General features: G+C 73.4%; 13 protein-coding genes and 1 tRNA gene. 5 read left to right on the forward strand and 9 right to left on the reverse strand.

The genetic code is table 11. The features are described from left to right. The first annotated feature begins 157 nt into the window (after positions 1–157). From ACFY0P_RS15525 to ACFY0P_RS15535, 3 genes are all read left to right on the forward strand, one after another. Entirely contained in the window at positions 158–958 is an 801-nt protein-coding gene (locus ACFY0P_RS15525) for a decarboxylase (protein WP_388912108.1), read from the forward strand. Further along, positions 955–1686: an aspartate/glutamate racemase family protein gene (locus ACFY0P_RS15530; RefSeq protein ID WP_388912111.1), complete on the forward strand. Its 732-nt coding sequence runs from the start codon at positions 955–957 to the stop codon at positions 1684–1686. Before ACFY0P_RS15525 ends, ACFY0P_RS15530 begins: the two co-directional genes overlap by 4 nt. A 675-nt stretch (positions 1687–2361) precedes the next feature. Further along, entirely contained in the window at positions 2362–3459 is a 1098-nt protein-coding gene (locus ACFY0P_RS15535; protein ID WP_388912114.1) for an LLM class flavin-dependent oxidoreductase, read from the forward strand. On the opposite strand, the gene ACFY0P_RS15540 is transcribed toward ACFY0P_RS15535, so the two are convergent. After that, on the reverse strand, positions 3429–5282 hold the full coding sequence (locus ACFY0P_RS15540; protein ID WP_388912117.1) for a putative bifunctional diguanylate cyclase/phosphodiesterase: 1854 nt from the start codon (positions 5280–5282) through the stop codon (positions 3429–3431). The genes ACFY0P_RS15535 and ACFY0P_RS15540 overlap by 31 nt on opposite strands. A 372-nt stretch (positions 5283–5654) precedes the next feature. Here ACFY0P_RS15540 and ACFY0P_RS15545 point away from each other — a divergent pair, with 372 nt between their 5' ends. Beyond that, positions 5655–6869: a M6 family metalloprotease domain-containing protein gene (locus tag ACFY0P_RS15545; RefSeq protein ID WP_388912813.1), complete on the forward strand. Its 1215-nt coding sequence runs from the start codon at positions 5655–5657 to the stop codon at positions 6867–6869. Between the two features lie 61 nt (positions 6870–6930). Here ACFY0P_RS15545 and ACFY0P_RS15550 read toward each other — a convergent pair. The 7 genes from ACFY0P_RS15550 to ACFY0P_RS15580 form a co-directional block, all read right to left on the reverse strand. After that, positions 6931–7004: transfer RNA gene (locus ACFY0P_RS15550), tRNA-Lys, on the reverse strand. After that, positions 6995–7594 (reverse strand): bifunctional DNA primase/polymerase, encoded by a 600-nt coding sequence (locus ACFY0P_RS15555; protein WP_388912120.1) that lies wholly within the window; start codon positions 7592–7594, stop codon positions 6995–6997. Before ACFY0P_RS15555 ends, ACFY0P_RS15550 begins: the two co-directional genes overlap by 10 nt. Before the next feature lie 106 nt (positions 7595–7700). After that, positions 7701–8063: a hypothetical protein gene (locus ACFY0P_RS15560; RefSeq protein WP_388912123.1), complete on the reverse strand. Its 363-nt coding sequence runs from the start codon at positions 8061–8063 to the stop codon at positions 7701–7703. Positions 8064–8336: 273 nt separating this feature from the next. Next, complete coding sequence (locus ACFY0P_RS15565; protein ID WP_388912126.1) at positions 8337–9674, reverse strand: AAA family ATPase; 1338 nt, start codon at positions 9672–9674, stop codon at positions 8337–8339. Continuing rightward, complete coding sequence (locus ACFY0P_RS15570; protein WP_388912129.1) at positions 9671–11260, reverse strand: hypothetical protein; 1590 nt, start codon at positions 11258–11260, stop codon at positions 9671–9673. The genes ACFY0P_RS15565 and ACFY0P_RS15570 overlap by 4 nt, the downstream gene beginning before the upstream one ends. Beyond that, a complete protein-coding gene (locus ACFY0P_RS15575) occupies positions 11251–12321 on the reverse strand; it encodes a hypothetical protein (RefSeq protein WP_388912815.1) in 1071 nt (356 codons plus the stop codon). The genes ACFY0P_RS15570 and ACFY0P_RS15575 overlap by 10 nt, the downstream gene beginning before the upstream one ends. 1 nt (position 12322) lies before the next feature. After that, positions 12323–13276 carry a phosphatase PAP2 family protein gene (locus tag ACFY0P_RS15580; RefSeq protein ID WP_388912132.1) on the reverse strand — a complete coding sequence of 318 codons (954 nt, stop codon included), beginning with the start codon at positions 13274–13276 and terminating at the stop codon, positions 12323–12325. 235 nt (positions 13277–13511) lie between these two features. On the opposite strand from ACFY0P_RS15580, the gene ACFY0P_RS15585 reads away from it, so the two are divergent. Next, positions 13512–14108 carry a histidine phosphatase family protein gene (locus ACFY0P_RS15585; RefSeq protein ID WP_388912135.1) on the forward strand — a complete coding sequence of 199 codons (597 nt, stop codon included), beginning with the start codon at positions 13512–13514 and terminating at the stop codon, positions 14106–14108. Positions 14109–14259: 151 nt separating this feature from the next. On the opposite strand, the gene ACFY0P_RS15590 is transcribed toward ACFY0P_RS15585, so the two are convergent. Further along, positions 14260–15738: a hypothetical protein gene (locus ACFY0P_RS15590; protein WP_388912138.1), complete on the reverse strand. Its 1479-nt coding sequence runs from the start codon at positions 15736–15738 to the stop codon at positions 14260–14262. Positions 15739–15750: the final 12 nt, after the last annotated feature.

The following is a 15750-nucleotide window of genomic DNA, read 5'->3' on the forward strand; positions in this document are numbered from 1 at the left end:
GGGGCGGTCTCCCGGTGTCCGCCAGCGTCTGACGTGGGCGGACGGAACGTCTCGGATGCGCGGATTGACCACGCTGGCACCCGAACCTACCTTCGTCAACACGGGCGTATCCGTCGACCGTTGCCCCTTGATCTCCCACATGAGGCCGGTGGCCCCCATGGACGTCTCCTTTCTGGGCGGACCTCGTCCCCAGCGCGGTGTCGGCATCGTGGCGCCCTTCGACTTCGCGCTCGACCGCGAGCTGTGGCGCTGGGTGCCGGACGACGTCTCCCTGCACCTGACCAGGACACCGTTCGTGCCGGTCGAGGTGAGCCTGGACCTCGCCCGGCTGGTCAGCGAGCACGAGACCCTCGGCGAGGCGGTACGGGCGCTCACCGCGGTCGCGCCCGAGGTCGTCGCCTACGCCTGCACCTCCGGCAGCTTCGTCGGCGGCATCGCGGGCGAGCGCGCGATGTGCGAGGCGATGACCCGCTCCGGCGCGGTGCCCTCCCTCACCACCTCCGGGGCGCTCCTCGCCGCCCTGACCGAGCTGGGCGTACGACGGCTGGCGCTGGTCACGCCGTACACCGTCTCGGTGACCCGGGTCCTCGAGGAGTACGTGGCGGAGGCGGGCGTACAGGTCGCCGGCTGCGCGTTCATGGGGCTGACCCGGCACATCTGGCAGGTCCCGTACCGGGACGTGGTGGCCATGGCCCGGCAGGCGGTACGGCCCGGGGCCGCCGACGCCCTGTTCATCTCCTGCACCAACCTCCCCACCTACGACGTCATCCCCCAGCTGGAGGCCGAGCTGCGGATACCCGTCCTGTCGGCCAACCAGGTCACGATGTGGGCGGCGCTGCGCAGGCTGGGTACCCGAGCGGTGGGCCCTTATCAGGCACTGATCCGTCATCTCGACGAATCGGCGTCGTCCGGTCAGTGGCCCGTACTGCCGGAAGAACAGCAGGAAGGGTGGACATGACAGCGCTCGGACTCCTCTATCCGGGGCACTCCGCGGAGGACGACTACCCGCGTATCGAGCAGCTCCTCGGCAGCGACATCCGGGTGGACGTCGTCCACACCGACATCGGCGAGGACGCGCACCGGGTGGACGCGTTGCGCGAGATGGGGGCGGAGGAACGGCTGGCCGCCGGGGTGGCGGAGCTGCGGCTCGCGGGCGCGGACGCGGTGGTGTGGGCGTGCACCAGCGGCAGCTTCGTGTACGGCTGGGAGGGCGCCCAGCAGCAGGTGCGCGCGCTCGCCCGGGCGGCCGGGCTGCCGGCGTCGTCCACGTCCTTCGCGTTCGTGCACGCGGCACGGGAGCTCGGGGTACGGCGGGTGGCGGTCGGCGCGACCTACCCCGAGGACGTCGCCTCCCTCTTCGCCGACTTCCTGCGGGCCGGGGGCCTGGAGGTGACCGGCGTGCGGTCCTCGGGGATCGTGACCGCGGCGGAGGTGGGGACGTGGGGGGAGGAGGAGGTCCTGACCCTGGCGCGGGCGGCCGACGCCGAAGAGGCCGAGGCGGTGCTGCTGCCGGACACGGCACTGCACACGGCGGCCCACGTGGCCCTCCTGGAGAAGGCCCTCTCCAAGCCGGTGCTCACGGCGAACCAGGTGACCGTCTGGGAGGGCCTCCGCCTGGCCGACCGCCGGGTGAACGCCCCGTCCCTCGGCACCCTGTTCACCCGCGAACCAATCGTCCAGGCCTGACGCAGCCGCCGTACCAGGGGGCTCCGCCCCCTGGACCCCCGAAAACCCTCGCCCACCCACCACCCGACTCGGTCGCTTGCCACGGGAGGAGGGCGGGGCGCGGTCGGTCGTAGGGCCGGATCCTCCGCCCACCCGCCACCAGCCACCCGGCGCGGTCGCTTGCCACGGGAGGAGGGCGGGGCTCGGCCGGTTGTAGAGGGGCCGGATCCTCCGCCCACCCGCCACCCACCACCCGACTCGGTCGCTTGCCACGCGAGGAGGGCGGGGCGCGGTCGGTCGTAGGGCCGGATCCTCCGCCCACCCGCCACCCGCCACCAGCCACCCGCCACCAGCCACCCGCCACCAGCCACCCGGCTCGGTCGCTTGCCACGCGAGGAGGGCGGGGCGCGGTCGGTCGTAGGGCCGGACCTTCCGCCCACCCGCCACCCGGCTCGGTTGGTCGAAACGCGAGGAGCGGGGACGGGGAGGCTCGGTCGGCTCAAGGGTGGTGGACAAGCCTGCCGGCGCCTTTCGGTGCCGGGTGGCGCGGTCGGCCAAGGGGCGCGGGGAACTGCGCGACCGGCCCCCACTCAGCCGCAGTGATGTGACGAGATCAAGCGCAGGAATAAACGGAGACCTCCTCCTGTTATCGCCGCCCAGGACAGCTCACGCCCGTTACATCAGGAGGCTCTCACCGTGTCGGCAGACGAGATCCGGGGCATCACGCACGGGACCGCCCCCGTCCCCCTCTCCGTACTGGACCTGGTGACCGTCGGCACCGGCAGTACCGCCACCGATGCCCTGCGCACCAGCGCCTCGCTCGCGCGGCTCACCGAGGCCCGCGGGTTCCACCGGTACTGGGTCGCCGAGCACCACTCGATGCCCGGCGTGGCCTCCTCCTCGCCCGCCGTGATCCTCGCCCACCTCGCCGCCCACACGGAAAGGATCCGGCTCGGGTCCGGCGGCGTCATGCTGCCCAACCACGCCCCGCTCGTGATCGCGGAGCAGTTCGGGACGCTGGAGGCGCTGGCGCCGGGGCGGATCGACCTGGGGCTCGGGCGGGCGCCGGGGACCGACGGGGCCACCGCCGCCGCGCTGCGCCGTACCCAGACCCTCAACGAGGGCGCCGACGACTTCCCGCAGCAGCTCGCCGAGCTGACCCGGTTCCTCGACGACGACTTCCCGGACGGGCATCCGTACCGGCGGATCCATGCCATCCCGGGGCCCGTCCAGAGCACCACCGCCGGCGGCGTGCAGTCGCCGCACCGGCCGCCGATCTGGCTGCTCGGCTCCTCCGGGTTCAGCGCCCGGCTCGCCGGCATGCTCGGGCTGCCGTTCGCCTTCGCGCACCACTTCTCCGCGCAGAACACCGTCCCGGCCCTCGACCTGTACCGCGAGTCCTTCAGCCCGTCCGCCGTGCTCGACGAGCCCTACGCCCTCATCGGCGTCTCCGTCCTCGCCGTGGACGAGGAGCGTGAGGCGCAGCGCCAGGTGCGGGCCGGCGCGGTGAACATGCTGCGGCTGCGCACCGGGCGGCCGGGTCTCTTCCCCGACCCCGACGACGTCGAGAAGCACGAGTTCTCCCCGATGGAGGAGGAGTTCGTGCACTCCTGGACCGCCAACATCGTGCACGGCACCGCCGACGAGGTCCGCGCCGGCCTCGACGACCTGCAGAAGCGCACCGGCGCGGACGAGCTGATGCTCACCACCCACGCCCACCGCGGCGAGCTGCGGCTGCGCTCCTACGAACTGGTCGCCGACGCCTACGGTTTGCCGACCGGGGTGTCCGCGTAGGTCCTGGTGTCCAGCAGCTCGGAGATACGATCCGCCGTCACCGGCCGGGAGTAGAGCCACCCCTGGCCGGTGTCGCAGCCGATGTGGCGCAGGCGGGAGGCCTGCGCCGAGGTCTCGACGCATTCGGCGGTCACGGTGAGGCCCAGGCGGTGGGCCAGCTGGATCATCGCCTCGACGACGACCTCGTCGGCCGGGTTCGGGCGGTCGCCCGGGTCGTCGTACTGGAAGCCCCGGACGAAGGAACCGTCCAGCTTGAGGACCGAGACGGGGAGCCGGCTGAGGTAGGCGAGGTTCGAGTAGCCGGTGCCGAAGTCGTCGATGGCGATGCGGACGCCCATGTCGCTGAGGGCCTGGAGGGCCTGGAGCGGGCGGCCCGCCGAGCCCATGACCGCCGACTCCGTCAGCTCCAGCTGGAGGAGGTGCGGGGCCAGCCCGGTCTCGGCGAGGGTTTCGGCGACGTCCGCGACCAGGTCCGAGTCCCACACCTGGCGGACCGCGACGTTGACGCTGACGAAGATCGGGGGCTCGCCGGGGTGGTCCAGCTGCCAGCGGCGGGCCTGGCGGCAGGCGGTGGTCAGGGCCCAGCGGCCGAGCGGGACGATCGAGCCGTCCTCCTCCGCCAATCCGATGAACCGATTCGGCGTTAGTGTGCCGAACTCCGGATGGTGCCAGCGGACCAGGGCCTCGACCCCGTTGAGCCGGCCGTCCCCCATGCCCACCAGCGGCTGGTACTCGAGCACGAACTCGCCGCGTTCGATGGCCGGGCGGAGGGTGGAGGAGAGCGCCTGCCGGGTCACCAGGTGGGCGTTGCGCTCCGGGTCGAAGAGCGTCCAGCGGGACTTGCCGTCGGCCTTCGCCCAGTAGAGCGTCGTGTCGGCGGCCTGCATCAGACCGGTCGCGGTGGTGCCGGCGGCGTGCCGCTCGACCACCCCGATCGACGCGGACAGCGACAGCCGCTGGCCGGCCAGGTCGAAGGGCGCCTGGAGGGCCGCCAGTGCCGACTCGGCCAGATCGGCCAGCTGCTCCGTGCCCGTCGAGTCCTCGACCAGGAGGGCGAACTCGTCGCCGCCGAGCCGGGCCACCAGCGGGGCGCCGGCCCGCGCGAAGCCGGCCTCGTCGGCGACCCGGGTCAGCCGCTCGGCGACGGCGGCCAGCAGGCGGTCGCCGACCCGGTGGCCGAGGGTGTCGTTGACCGCCTTGAAGCCGTCCAGGTCCAGGTAGCACAGGCCGATCCGGCCGGTGCCGCTCTGCTCGTACGACTCCGCCTCCAGCGCCGCCGACAGCCGCTCGAAGAACAGCGTCCGGTTGGGCAGCCGGGTCACCGGGTCGTGCATCTGCAAGTGCCGTAGCCGGGCCTGGAGTTCGCGGCGGTCGCTGATGTCGGAGACCGAGATCAGCACACCCGGCGTGGTCCTGGCCAGCGGTGCGATGGTGACCTGGACCCAGACCGAGTGCCCGTCGGGATGCTTGAGCCGGCGGGTGCAGCGCAGCTTGGCCTGCCGGCCGCGCAGTACCTCGCGGTAGGCGTGCCAGGTGCGGGCGTCGGAGGCCAGGTCCACCAGGTCCGCGGCGATCCGCCCGGGCAGCCCGGCCTGATCGGCGCCGATCAGGGTGGCGAACGCCTCGTTGGCGGCGGTGACCAGCCCTTCGCGGTCGACCATGGCCATGGGCTGCGTGGCGGCCGCGAAGGCGTGTTCGTATGTCGTCGGCTCTGTCTTCTCGTCTGTCTTCTGGTACGACTTCCGGTAGGTCTTGTCACTCTCTGTGACGGCGGACCGGTCGAGGTCTGCCGCGGGCGTCGGCCCTTCGGACGTTCCGCTCACCGCTCGCTCCCGCAGTGCACTCGATCTCTGTCCGTGCAGGAAAGTGTGCCGATCATAGAGGCTGGCCCGAGGGCCTTCCAGCCACTGTCCAGTGTCCCCGATGAACCGGCGATTCTGACAGATCGTTTCTGCCCGCACCTGGACGGGTTCTTGGGTCGCACGACCACTTGTGACGTTCCGTTAGCGTCCCGGGGTGTCGGCCGTTCGGGTCTGCCTGTGGTGACCAGGTGGTTCCTCACCCTTCTGGTGCAGATAAACAGGTCATAAGGTGACAAACTCGCAGAGGCTGGGTGCGGTGTCCCGCGAACCGCCCCCGGAGGTCCTTCCGTGCCGCGTGTCCTGCTGCGCAGTTCCGCCGCCGTGTTCACCACGATGTCGGCGCTCGTCGCAACGACGATCCTGACCGGGCCGTCGGCCGCCGAGCCGTTCTCCACGACCCCCTGCGCCCTGCACCGCACCGACGCGCACCACTCCGAGGGCGTCGACACCTGGAACCCCGACTACACGCGCCCCACCCGTCCGCTTTCGGCCGTGATGGTGTTCCTCTCCTTCCCGGACGCGGTCCCGCAGACCACGCCCGCGGAGCTCGCCGCCGACCACTTCCCGGCCACCAGCCGCTACTACGAGCAGGCCTCCTACGGGAAGTTCACCATCCACCCGCACCCGCTCACCCACTGGCTGCGGATGCCCCGACCCTCGGTCGCGTACGGCATGCGACGCGACTGGAGCGTCCCGCTGCGGGCCGCCTACCTGCGGGACGCGTTCGCCGCGGCCGATCCCGAGGTCGACTTCTCGCGCTACGACGTCGTGTACCTCGTGGCCGACCCGGACGCGCCCGGCGTCGACTCCGACGCCACGAAGGTGGTCAACCTCGACACCCCGGTGCACGTGGACGGCATCGACGTCCGCCGGGTCGTCACGGTCTTCGAGAAGCACCCGCCGGACCGGCTGGTTCTCGCCCATGAGACCGGGCACGTCTTCGACCTCCCCGACCTCTACCACCGCCCGGTGGACGGCAAGGGCGACTGGGACACCTACGTCGGCGACTGGGATCTGATGGGCAGCCAGTTCGGGCTGTCCCCGGACTTCTTCGCCTGGCACAAGTGGAAGCTCGGATGGCTGGATCCGCGCCAGGTGGTGTGCGTCCGGGGGACCGGGCCCACCCGGCTGACCCTGGAACCGCTCTCCACCGGGCCCGGCGTCCCCGCGCGGGGCACCGAGGGTGCCGAGGCCTTCGGGCTCGGCGACGGCACCAAGCTGGCGGTGGTGCGCACCGGGCCCGACACCGCGCTGGCCTTCGAGGCGCGCGACACGTCCGGCAACGACAGCGCGGCCTGCCGGCAGGGCATCCTCGTCTACCGGGTCCGCGACGAGGCGGCCTCCGGCAGCGGCCCGATCGAGGTGGTCGACGCCCATCCGCACACCGAGGCGTGCTGGGAGAACTCGGTCTACCCACCGCTGGCCGACGCGCCGGTCGCCCTCGGCGAGAGCTTCACCGTGCCGGGGGACGGGGTCCAGGTGGCGGTGGAGGGGCGGACGGCGTCCGGCGCCTGGAACGTGAAGATCACACCGGCGAAGCCGGACTGAACCCTGCCGACGAAAAGGCGAAGGCCAAGCTCACAGGAGCTTGGCCTTCGCCTACTTCGCGTGCGCCGCCAGGGACTCGAACCCCGGACCCGCTGATTAAGAGTCAGCTGCTCTAACCAACTGAGCTAGCGGCGCCTGCTGACGTCGTAGACCTTAGCATCCTGATCGGCGGGAGGAAAAATCGATATGCGGACGGTCGCGTGGGCCGCGCGGACGGCCGCCCAGAGCAGGATCTCCGGGCCCGGAAGCCATGGGTGCCGGGTGTCCGGGGCGGCCAGCCAGCGGGTGTCGGCCCGGGCGGGGGAGGGGTCGCCGTGCGGCGCCGGGACGGTCACCGCGTCGCCGGTGCCGTGGCACAGCAGCGGCGGTACGCCCTGGCCGCGGCCGCCCCACTCCTCCCAGCCCAGCAGCGACGGCAGCCGGGCGGCGGTGCCGGGGGCGGTGAACAGGAGCATCCGGCCCCGGAAGACCGCGACCGGCCCGGAGCCCGGCCCCTCGTCCCACAGCCGGTCCAGCATGCGGCGGCCGAAGATCGCCGGGGCGTTCACCACGTCGAACACGGTCCCGCAGGGCAGGACGACCGGGGCGTCCGGCCGCTCCTCCCAGAAAGCGAGCGTGCTCCGCGGATACGTTCCTGCCGAGGCCAGCCAGGCAGCTCCGTCGGAGGTGACCCCGGCGGCGTCGCCGAGGTCGCCGGGGAAGGTCTCGTACGGTGTGCGGCTCATGGAGGAATTGATACCCCTCGTGAACACCCGCTCGCCGTCAGTTGCGGAAAACCCGGACAGGGCCGAGCGCAGAGGCGTATCTTGCCCACCCGGCATATGCCACGCGCTAGATCTGCTCGGGCCCCTGCCCTTCCCTCCCCTTCAGCAGATCCCGGCCGAACTCGACCATCTTCTTCGCGTAGTCCTCGGTCCACTCGGCCCGCTCGGCGATGTCGGCCGGGGTCAGACGGTCGAAGCGGCGCGGGTCGGCGAGCTGGGCGGCGGCCATGGCCTGGAACTCCACCGCCCGGTCGGTGGCCACCCGGAACGCCTGGGTCAGCTCCGTGGCACGGGTCAGCAGCGCCCCGGGGTCGTCGATCGACTCCAGGCCGAAGAAGTGCTCGGGGTCGGCGACCGCTTCCACAGGCTCGAAGAGCAGGGGCGCGGGGCGTAGCCGCGGTTCGTTCCGACGCGGCGTGGGCTCCGCCATGTCTGGTCCTCCTCGTACGGTGTCGATGACTGGGTCCGATGACCACCGTCCATTGTCCCGCGCCCGCGCAAGGGGACCCTAAGGCCGATAGCTGACTCTGTGCTCCGCGCGGGTTCCGGTGCCCGTCAGGGTCGCCACGCCACTCGGTGCTCGGCCAGATGCGCCAGCACCGCGTGGTTCGCCTCCCAGCCGTCCGGGGCTGTGTCCGTCGGCCGCCTCCGGCGGCGTGCCGGACTCCGTCCGGCGGGTGGGCGGCGCGGGTTCCGGGGCCCGTCAGGGCCGCCACGCCACTCGGTGCTCGGCCAGATGCGCCAGCACCGCGTGGTTCGCCTCCCAGCCGTCCGGGAACTTCACGAGGGTTCCCAGCTGGACCGGTTCCGTCGACGGGTAGTCGTCCAGGAGGTCGGTCACGCCGGCGCGGCAGATCATGATGCAGGCGTGGCGGTGGCGGGAGGCGAGGACGCAGAGGCGGCCCGTCTCCAGGTGGAAGGCGGTGGCGTCCGGGCGGCCGGACAGCGGGTGGAGGACGACCGTCACGTCGTACTCCCGGCCCTGGAGACGGTTCGCCGTGTCGACGGTGACGTCGGCCACGCCCAGCTCCGCCAGGGCCGCGCGGACGGCCGCCGCCTGGTCCCGGTGGGCGGTGCCGACGGCGATCCGGTCGGCGGTGAGGGGCGCGGGGTCGGGGGAGCGTTCCGAGAGGGCCGCGCCGCCGCGGTCGAGCAGCCGCCGTACCACCGTGGCCACCGCGCGGACCGCCTCCGGGTCGGTGCGCGGGGTGTGCCGGGCGGGCAGCTCCAGCAGGCCCCAGCCGGACTCCGCCGCCTCGTCGATGACCCGGTCGGGTCCTGAGCCGTCGGAGGGGACGGCAAAGGCGAGGCGCCGGTCGCCGTGGTCCGTGCCGCTGCGGAACGGGGTGTACGGGTAGAACGCGCCGGAGACCAGGGGGGCCGCCGACGCGGGCAGGCGCCAGGAGACCGGGAGGCGGTGCTGGGGGAGGCCCGGGTTGTGGGCGAGGAGGGTGGAGACGGCGGAGGCCGAGGGGTCGTACGACAGGCCCGCCCACTGCTCGCTGCCCACGATCGCGAACGGGTCCAGCTGGCCGGGGTCGCCCACGAACAGCGCCCGTTCGAACAGGCCGGCCACGGCGAGCAGCGAGTCCGAGCGCATCTGGTACGCCTCGTCGACGATCGCGTGCCGCCAGGGCTCGTCCACCTTGACGTGCGCCCACTTCGCGGCGGTGGAGAGCACGACCTGGGTCTCCCCGAGGTCGGCGGCCTTCGCCGACTTGCGGACGCTCGGCAGGTCGTCCAGCGCCTTGTCGTACGGGTCGGCGTCGCTGCTGTGGAGCCGGCCGACGGGCAGCTCCGGGTTCTTCTCGGCGAGCCGCAGGACTAGGTCGTCCACCTGCGCGTTCGTCTGCGCGACGATCATCAACGGGCGCCCGGCCTCGGCGAGTTCCAGCGCGGCCCGCACCACCAGCGTGGACTTGCCGGCGCCCGGCGGGGAGTCGACGACCACGCCCCGGTCGGTGCCGTGCAGGGTGTCGTGGAGGATCGCGGCGGTGGCCTGCGCGGCGGCCGTTGCGGGATCGAAGTCCGTGGTCGTCAAAGGATGTCCTCCGGCGTCGCGGTGTCGGCCGCCTCCGGCGCCGCCTCGCCCGGCGGGCCGCCGTGCGTCCACGGGGTGTCCTCCGGGTCGGGCAGCTTGGCCCCGCCGCGCTGCTCGTGTTCGAACAGGGTGAAGACGAGCCGATCGCCCTTCTCGGGGACCGACCCGGGTTCGGGTTCCTTGCCGCGGCCCATCTTGTCCAGGACGCGCAGCACCAGGACCCCGTCGGCCTCGTACCCGACGAACTCCGTCGACTGCGGCTTGCCGCCCAGCGAGCGGTACGCCTTGGCGCGCTCGCCCAGCTGCGGCCGGTCCTCCGTGCGCACGGTCAGCAGCGGGCGCGGGCTGGGCCGCTTGCCCTCGCTGTACGCCATGACGACGTCGAGGACCTCGCCCGCGAACGCCTCCCCGGACAGCCGCCGCCCTGCCATCACCAGCGGGTCGTCGAGCGCCTCCTGGGCGTCGAGCCGGGCCTGCTCCCGCTCGCGCGTGGCCAGCTTGTTGGCCGCGGTCACCGCGTCGTCGCGGCGCGGCTGCGGCGGCTCACCGGCCGCGACCCGGTCCCGGTGACCGGTGAACGACCAGCGGTCGCGGGTCCACCGCTCCTCGACCCGGGCGCCCTCCGGCAGCCCGCGCAGCAGGTCGAGCCCGTGCCAGACCGCGTCCCAGGTGGGCCGGGTACGGCTCTCGACCAGGGCGCGGATCTCCCGCTCGGCGGCGGTGAGGATCGCCAGCCGGTCGTCGGCCTGGAGACCGTCCTCGGCCTCGGCGAGGGCGGTGCGGGCCCGGTCGTAGCGATCGAAGGCGGGGGCCAGCAGTTTGTTGTCGAAGGCCGGGTCGGTGGCCGGGCCGGCCGGCGGGCACAGCAACTGCCCGTCGACGTCCCGCGCCAGCTCGGCCACGCGCGCGGCCGCCGCGCCCGTGCTCCCGTCCGGCGGGGCGATCCAGGCGAGCAGCGCGCCCAGGTGCTGGTCCTCGATGCCGGACTGGCCCGTGGCCCAGTGCCGGGACAGCAGGTCCGTCATGGCGAGGAGCAGGGAGGAGCCGGGGACCCGGGCGCGCTCGCCGAAGTGGGTGAGCCAGCGGCCGAGCAACGGCACCCGGGGCGGCGCCGGGTAGGGCGCCTCCGGGTCCTGTTCCGCCGTGCGCCGGAACCGCATCGACCGCCCCAGCAGCCGTACGTACTCGATGCCCGCGCGGCCCGGAACGATCAACTGGGGCGCGTCCGCGCACAGTTCGACCTCGACCTTGACCCGCTTGCCGGTCTCCGGGTCGGTCTCGGTGCGCTCGGCCGCCTCGACGGAGTCGGCGTAGGCGTCCAGATACGGCAGGACGACGTCGGCGAGCTCGGCGAGGAAGGCGAACCGCAGGTCGCGGTCGCGCGGCTGGGGTACGGCCAGCAGGCGCGGGGCGTCCCGGTCGGTGCCGACCAGGGCGCCGAGCGGGGCACCGGCCTCACCCGCGGTGGTGAGCGGCACGAAGACCAGCGGATGCTCGGAGAGGTGCCGGTGGCGGACGGTCGCGGCGGGCTGCGCGACGCCCGAGCTCACGGCTTCCAGACGGGCGAGGGTGGTGATCAGGGACACACGGCCCCCTGCAGAGCCTCCGCCCGCAGGGCCGCCGCCCGGCGCAGCGCCGCCACCGCCGGGTCGGCCGGATCGCCGCTCTCGCCGCGCGCCGCCGACAGCACGTCCTCGACGGTGGCCAGCCCGCCCAGCTCGGCCCGGGCCGCCCGGCCCAGCGCGGTCACCTCGTCCGCCGCGCGGGACCGCTGCCGGCAGTGGAAGGCCAGCTCGCAGGCGGACAGGCACTCGGGCGCGTACGTCGCGGGGACGGCGTCCACGGCCGCCGTGAGCTGCTCCGCCGGCAGGTCAGGGGCGAAGCAGGTGCCCTCGGGGAGGGTGTCGGCGATGTCCTGGACGCGGGTGAGCCGGGCCAGCTGACGGGTGGTGACCGCGCGCTGCTTGCGGATGTCCACGGCGGCGGCGGTCGGCAGGTTGGCGAAGTCCTTGGGGCAGACGAGCAGCACGTCGTGGCGCACGCGCGGGGCCGGGGTGAGCCGGGCCGCGACCTGCTCCAGGGCCAGCACGTACACGGCGGCCTGGCGGGCGGCCGCGCCCACCTTCGCCGGGTCGGCGGACCCGTCCAGCATCGGGAAGGACTTGATCTCCACCACCGTCCAACTGCCGTCCGGGTGCACCACCACCGCGTCCGGCTCCAGGAACGCGGGCGAGCCGGCCACCTCGAGCGCCAGCATCGGATGGTCGAACAGCGCCCAGCCGCCCGACTCGACGGCCTCGCGCAGCGCCAGGGCCGTACGGGCCGTACGCCCCTCGGGCCCGACCGCGGACAGGTCCGGCACGGCGGCCCCCTCGGCGGGCTCGGCGCCCGGGTCGAGGTGGGTGCGCACCAGCCGCAGCAGCTCGGCGCCGCCGTCAGCCTTCACCTTCGCCTCGAAGGCGTTGCCCCGGGTCAGCGCGAACTGCGACTGGCCGAAGGCCGACGGCGCGCCGAGGGCGCCCGCCAGCGCGGCCTTGTCCACCCCGGCGCCGTCCAGGATCGCCCGCCGCCTGCACCCCGGGTTCGCGGCGAGCGCCGCGAGGGCGCGCGCGTCGAGGGCCTTGGCCGGGACGGCGGGGCCGCGCAGCTCAGCGAGCCGGTGCCGGAGCGCCGTCCCCCGCGTCTGTGGGGGAAGCGTCCGGTTCGGCTGCGGAGGCGAGCCGGGACTCGCGCTGCGATGGAATTCGCTCACCCGCCGAAGTCTGGCATCCGTCACTGACAATCGGGGAACCTGCGCCGTCCGAGCGCGCTGCGACGAGGGAGGCGCGCGGGGTGATCCGCATCCTGACCAGGTCCGCGACCCGCATCACGTACGGCGCCAGCAGGTAGCCCACGCCCATCACGAACACGCCCGCGACCGCGTCCAGGAAGTAGTGGTTGGCGGTGCCCATCACGACGATCGCGGTCAGCAGCGGGTAGGCCACGCCGAGCACCTTGGTCAGGCGGTTGCCGCCGTGGCGCCAGAGCATCACCCCGCACCACAGCGCCCAGCCGCAGTGCAGGCTCGGCATCGCCGCGTACTGGTTGGTCATGCCGCCGAGGCCGCGCGGGGCGCTGGCGTCGCCGCCCCACCAGCCGTACGAGCTGTACTGGGCCATCGTGTCGACGAACCCGTACTTCACGTCCAGCAGCCGGGGCGGGCAGGTCGGCAGCAGGGTGAAGCCGATCAGGCCGATGAACGTGGACGTCATCAGCCAGGTGCGGGCCCGCCGGTAGATCTCGGCGCGCTTGCGGAACAGGAAGACCAGGATCACCGGGGTGACCAGGTAGTGCAGCGAGGCGTACCAGAAGTCCGCCGGTATGCCGAGCCACGCCTCCCGGGTGAAGAGGCGGTTGAGCGGGTGCTCGGCGTTGAGGTGCAGGGTCTTCTCGACGCGCAGGATCGCCAGGCCGTGGTCGACGGCGGCGGCCGTGTTCCCGCGCACGAGCAGGCGGCCGGCCGAGTAGCAGGCGTACACCAGCAGGATCAGCGGCAGCTCGGTCCACCAGCGCAGCCGGGTTCGCGCAGCCACCTCGGTGCCCGGTTTCTCGGTCTGCGGCATCCGACTGCCTCCCCCTTCTCGTCCCTGTCCGCGCGGCACCCGGCGGGCCGACCGTGACACTTTACGTGGCGCGCTTTCCCGCCCATGCGGGGGCGCTCAGCACTCAAAGACGCCGAGAACGCGTGCCGGGTTGCCCGCTCCCCAGCCCGTTCCCGGTGTCTTCCCGGCGTGTTCCCAGCGTGGGCGATGATGGAGGTGTCCCGCTTCCGAATTTCTCCCGAAAGGTTCTCCCGTCATGGCACCGCGCATCCTGCTGGCCCGGCACGGACAGACGGAGTGGTCACTGTCCGGCAAGCACACCGGCAGGACCGACGTACCGCTCCTGGAGGAGGGCCGGCGGGGGGCCAAGCTGCTCGGCGAGCGTCTGCACCGGCCGCCGTTCGACGGCGTGGCCGACGCCGAGATACGCACCAGCCCGCTGGCACGCGCGCGTGAGACGTGCGAACTCGCCGGGTTCGGCGAGCGGGCCGAGCGGTGGGACACGCTGATGGAGTGGGACTACGGGGCGTACGAGGGCCTGACCCCCGCCGAGATCCAGTCCGTCCGCCCCGGCTGGCTGATCTGGCGGGACGGGGTGCCAGGGGGCGAGTCCCTGGCGGAGGTGACCGCGCGGGCCGACGAGGCCGTCGCCTGGGCGCGCTCGGCCGACCGCGATGTGCTGATATTCGCCCACGGGCACATCCTGCGGTCGATCGGGGCGCGGTGGCTGGGGCTGCCGCTGGACTTCGCGGCCCGGATCCGGTTGAACCCGACGTCGCTGTCCGTGCTGGGGTGGGCCTACGGGGAGCCCGCGATCGAGAGCTGGAACGACTTGGGGCACCTGGCGGGGTGACGGGGGGTGGGGGGCAGCTATGTGGCTGACGCGACTGCAGCGCCCCTTTAGGGGCGCTGGGGGTACCCCCGGCCGAAGGCTGGGGGAGGAACTGCGCGACCAGCCCCCACCCACCCGCAGCCGTACGACTACCGGCTCACCCCTGTCGGCCCTACACGCCCCTCGGCGTGGACGCGTGCCGGTCCAGGAACTCCTGGACCCCGCTCGCCCGGCGGTGCGGCAGCAGCACCCGTGCCGTGCCCGCCAGCATCCCCTGGATCCTGGACGACTGGACCTGGTCCAGCAGGTCCAGGACCCGCATGCCCGCCGTCGCCGCCTCGTCGGGACGGCCCCCGCGCGCGAGGTCGTCCGCGAGTTCCGCCGTGTACAGCGCGATGTTCCTCGTGAAGTGCGGATCCTGCAGCTCGGCGGCCCGGTGCGCGTGGCGTGCGGCGCGTCGCCAGTCCCCCAGCATGGACCAGCACTGCGCCTCCAGGCCCTCCAGCTCGGCCTCTCCGTAGAAGCTCATCCACTCGGGGTCGGCGTCCGAGTGGCCCCGCTCGAAGAGGGCCTGCGCGCGGGCCAGCGCCTGTTCGGTGCCGGTGCGGTCGGCGAGCCCCGCCCAGCCGCCCGCCTCGCGCAGGGCGAGGAGGGACATGAGGCGGGCCGAGCCCAGCGGCCGGCCGACGCGTTGCGCGGCCTGGGCCGCCCGCACCGCCTCCCGGGGCCGCCCGGCGTCCCGCGCCAGGAACGCCGTGTTGCAGAAGGCGTGCGCCTCCAGCCCCGGGTCCCCGGTCATCCGCGCCGTCGCCAGCGCCTCCGCGTAGTGCGAGCGGGCGTCGTCGAAGCGGCCGGAGTCATGGGCCAGCCAGCCCACCGAGATGGCCAGTTCACCGGCGCCCGAGTGCAACCGCTCGGCGGTCGTCTGCCGGGTCGCGCCCGCGTCAAGGAGCGCGTACGCCGCGCGCAGCGGAGCCGCCGCGCGCCGGTACAGGCCGTCGGCGCCGTGCCGGTCGTCCAGCAGCCGGATCCGGCGTACGGCCTCCTCCAGGGCGGCCGCGTGCGAGGACCCGGCACGGCGCACCGGCCGGTCCGCCGCCACGGCGTCGATGGTGAACCCCAGCGGGCCCAGTGTGGCGGCGGCCACGGTGGCGCCCCCGCCGGTCATGAATAGGCGACGCAGCACGTCGCTCTCCTCGTAGTTGTCGTGCGTCTCGTACGGGTCCTGCGGGTTCCGCATCTCGTGCGGGTCATGCGGGTCATGCGGGTGGTACCGGTCCTGCGGGTCATACGGCCCGGCGGCCCCTTGGGTCTCACCTCCGGCGAGAACCGGGGGCCCGTCCTCCGGTGGCCGCGCCGCGCGTCCGCGGACGGACGAGCGGGGCGCGAAACCGAGGTCGGCGAGCGTGCGGCCGGGGAACATGTGCAGGAACACCCGTTCGTACGCGTAGTTCGGGCAGCGGATCTCACCCGCCTCCACCCGGCCGATGTAGCGCGCGTCACAGCTCACCCGCTCGCCGATCTCGCGGGCGGCACGCCGTACCAGCGCGGCGAACTCGGCCGGCGAGTGCCGGCCGCGCACCTGCCGGAAGGCGGTGTTCGGCCGTACCGGCCGATCGGGCTGCGACGAGGTCGTGGTTGACGACGCCATGGCCGGGTCCTC

The sequence above is a fragment of the Streptomyces sp. NPDC001714 genome (genome assembly GCF_042892755.1).
Lineage (GTDB): Bacteria > Actinomycetota > Actinomycetes > Streptomycetales > Streptomycetaceae > Streptomyces.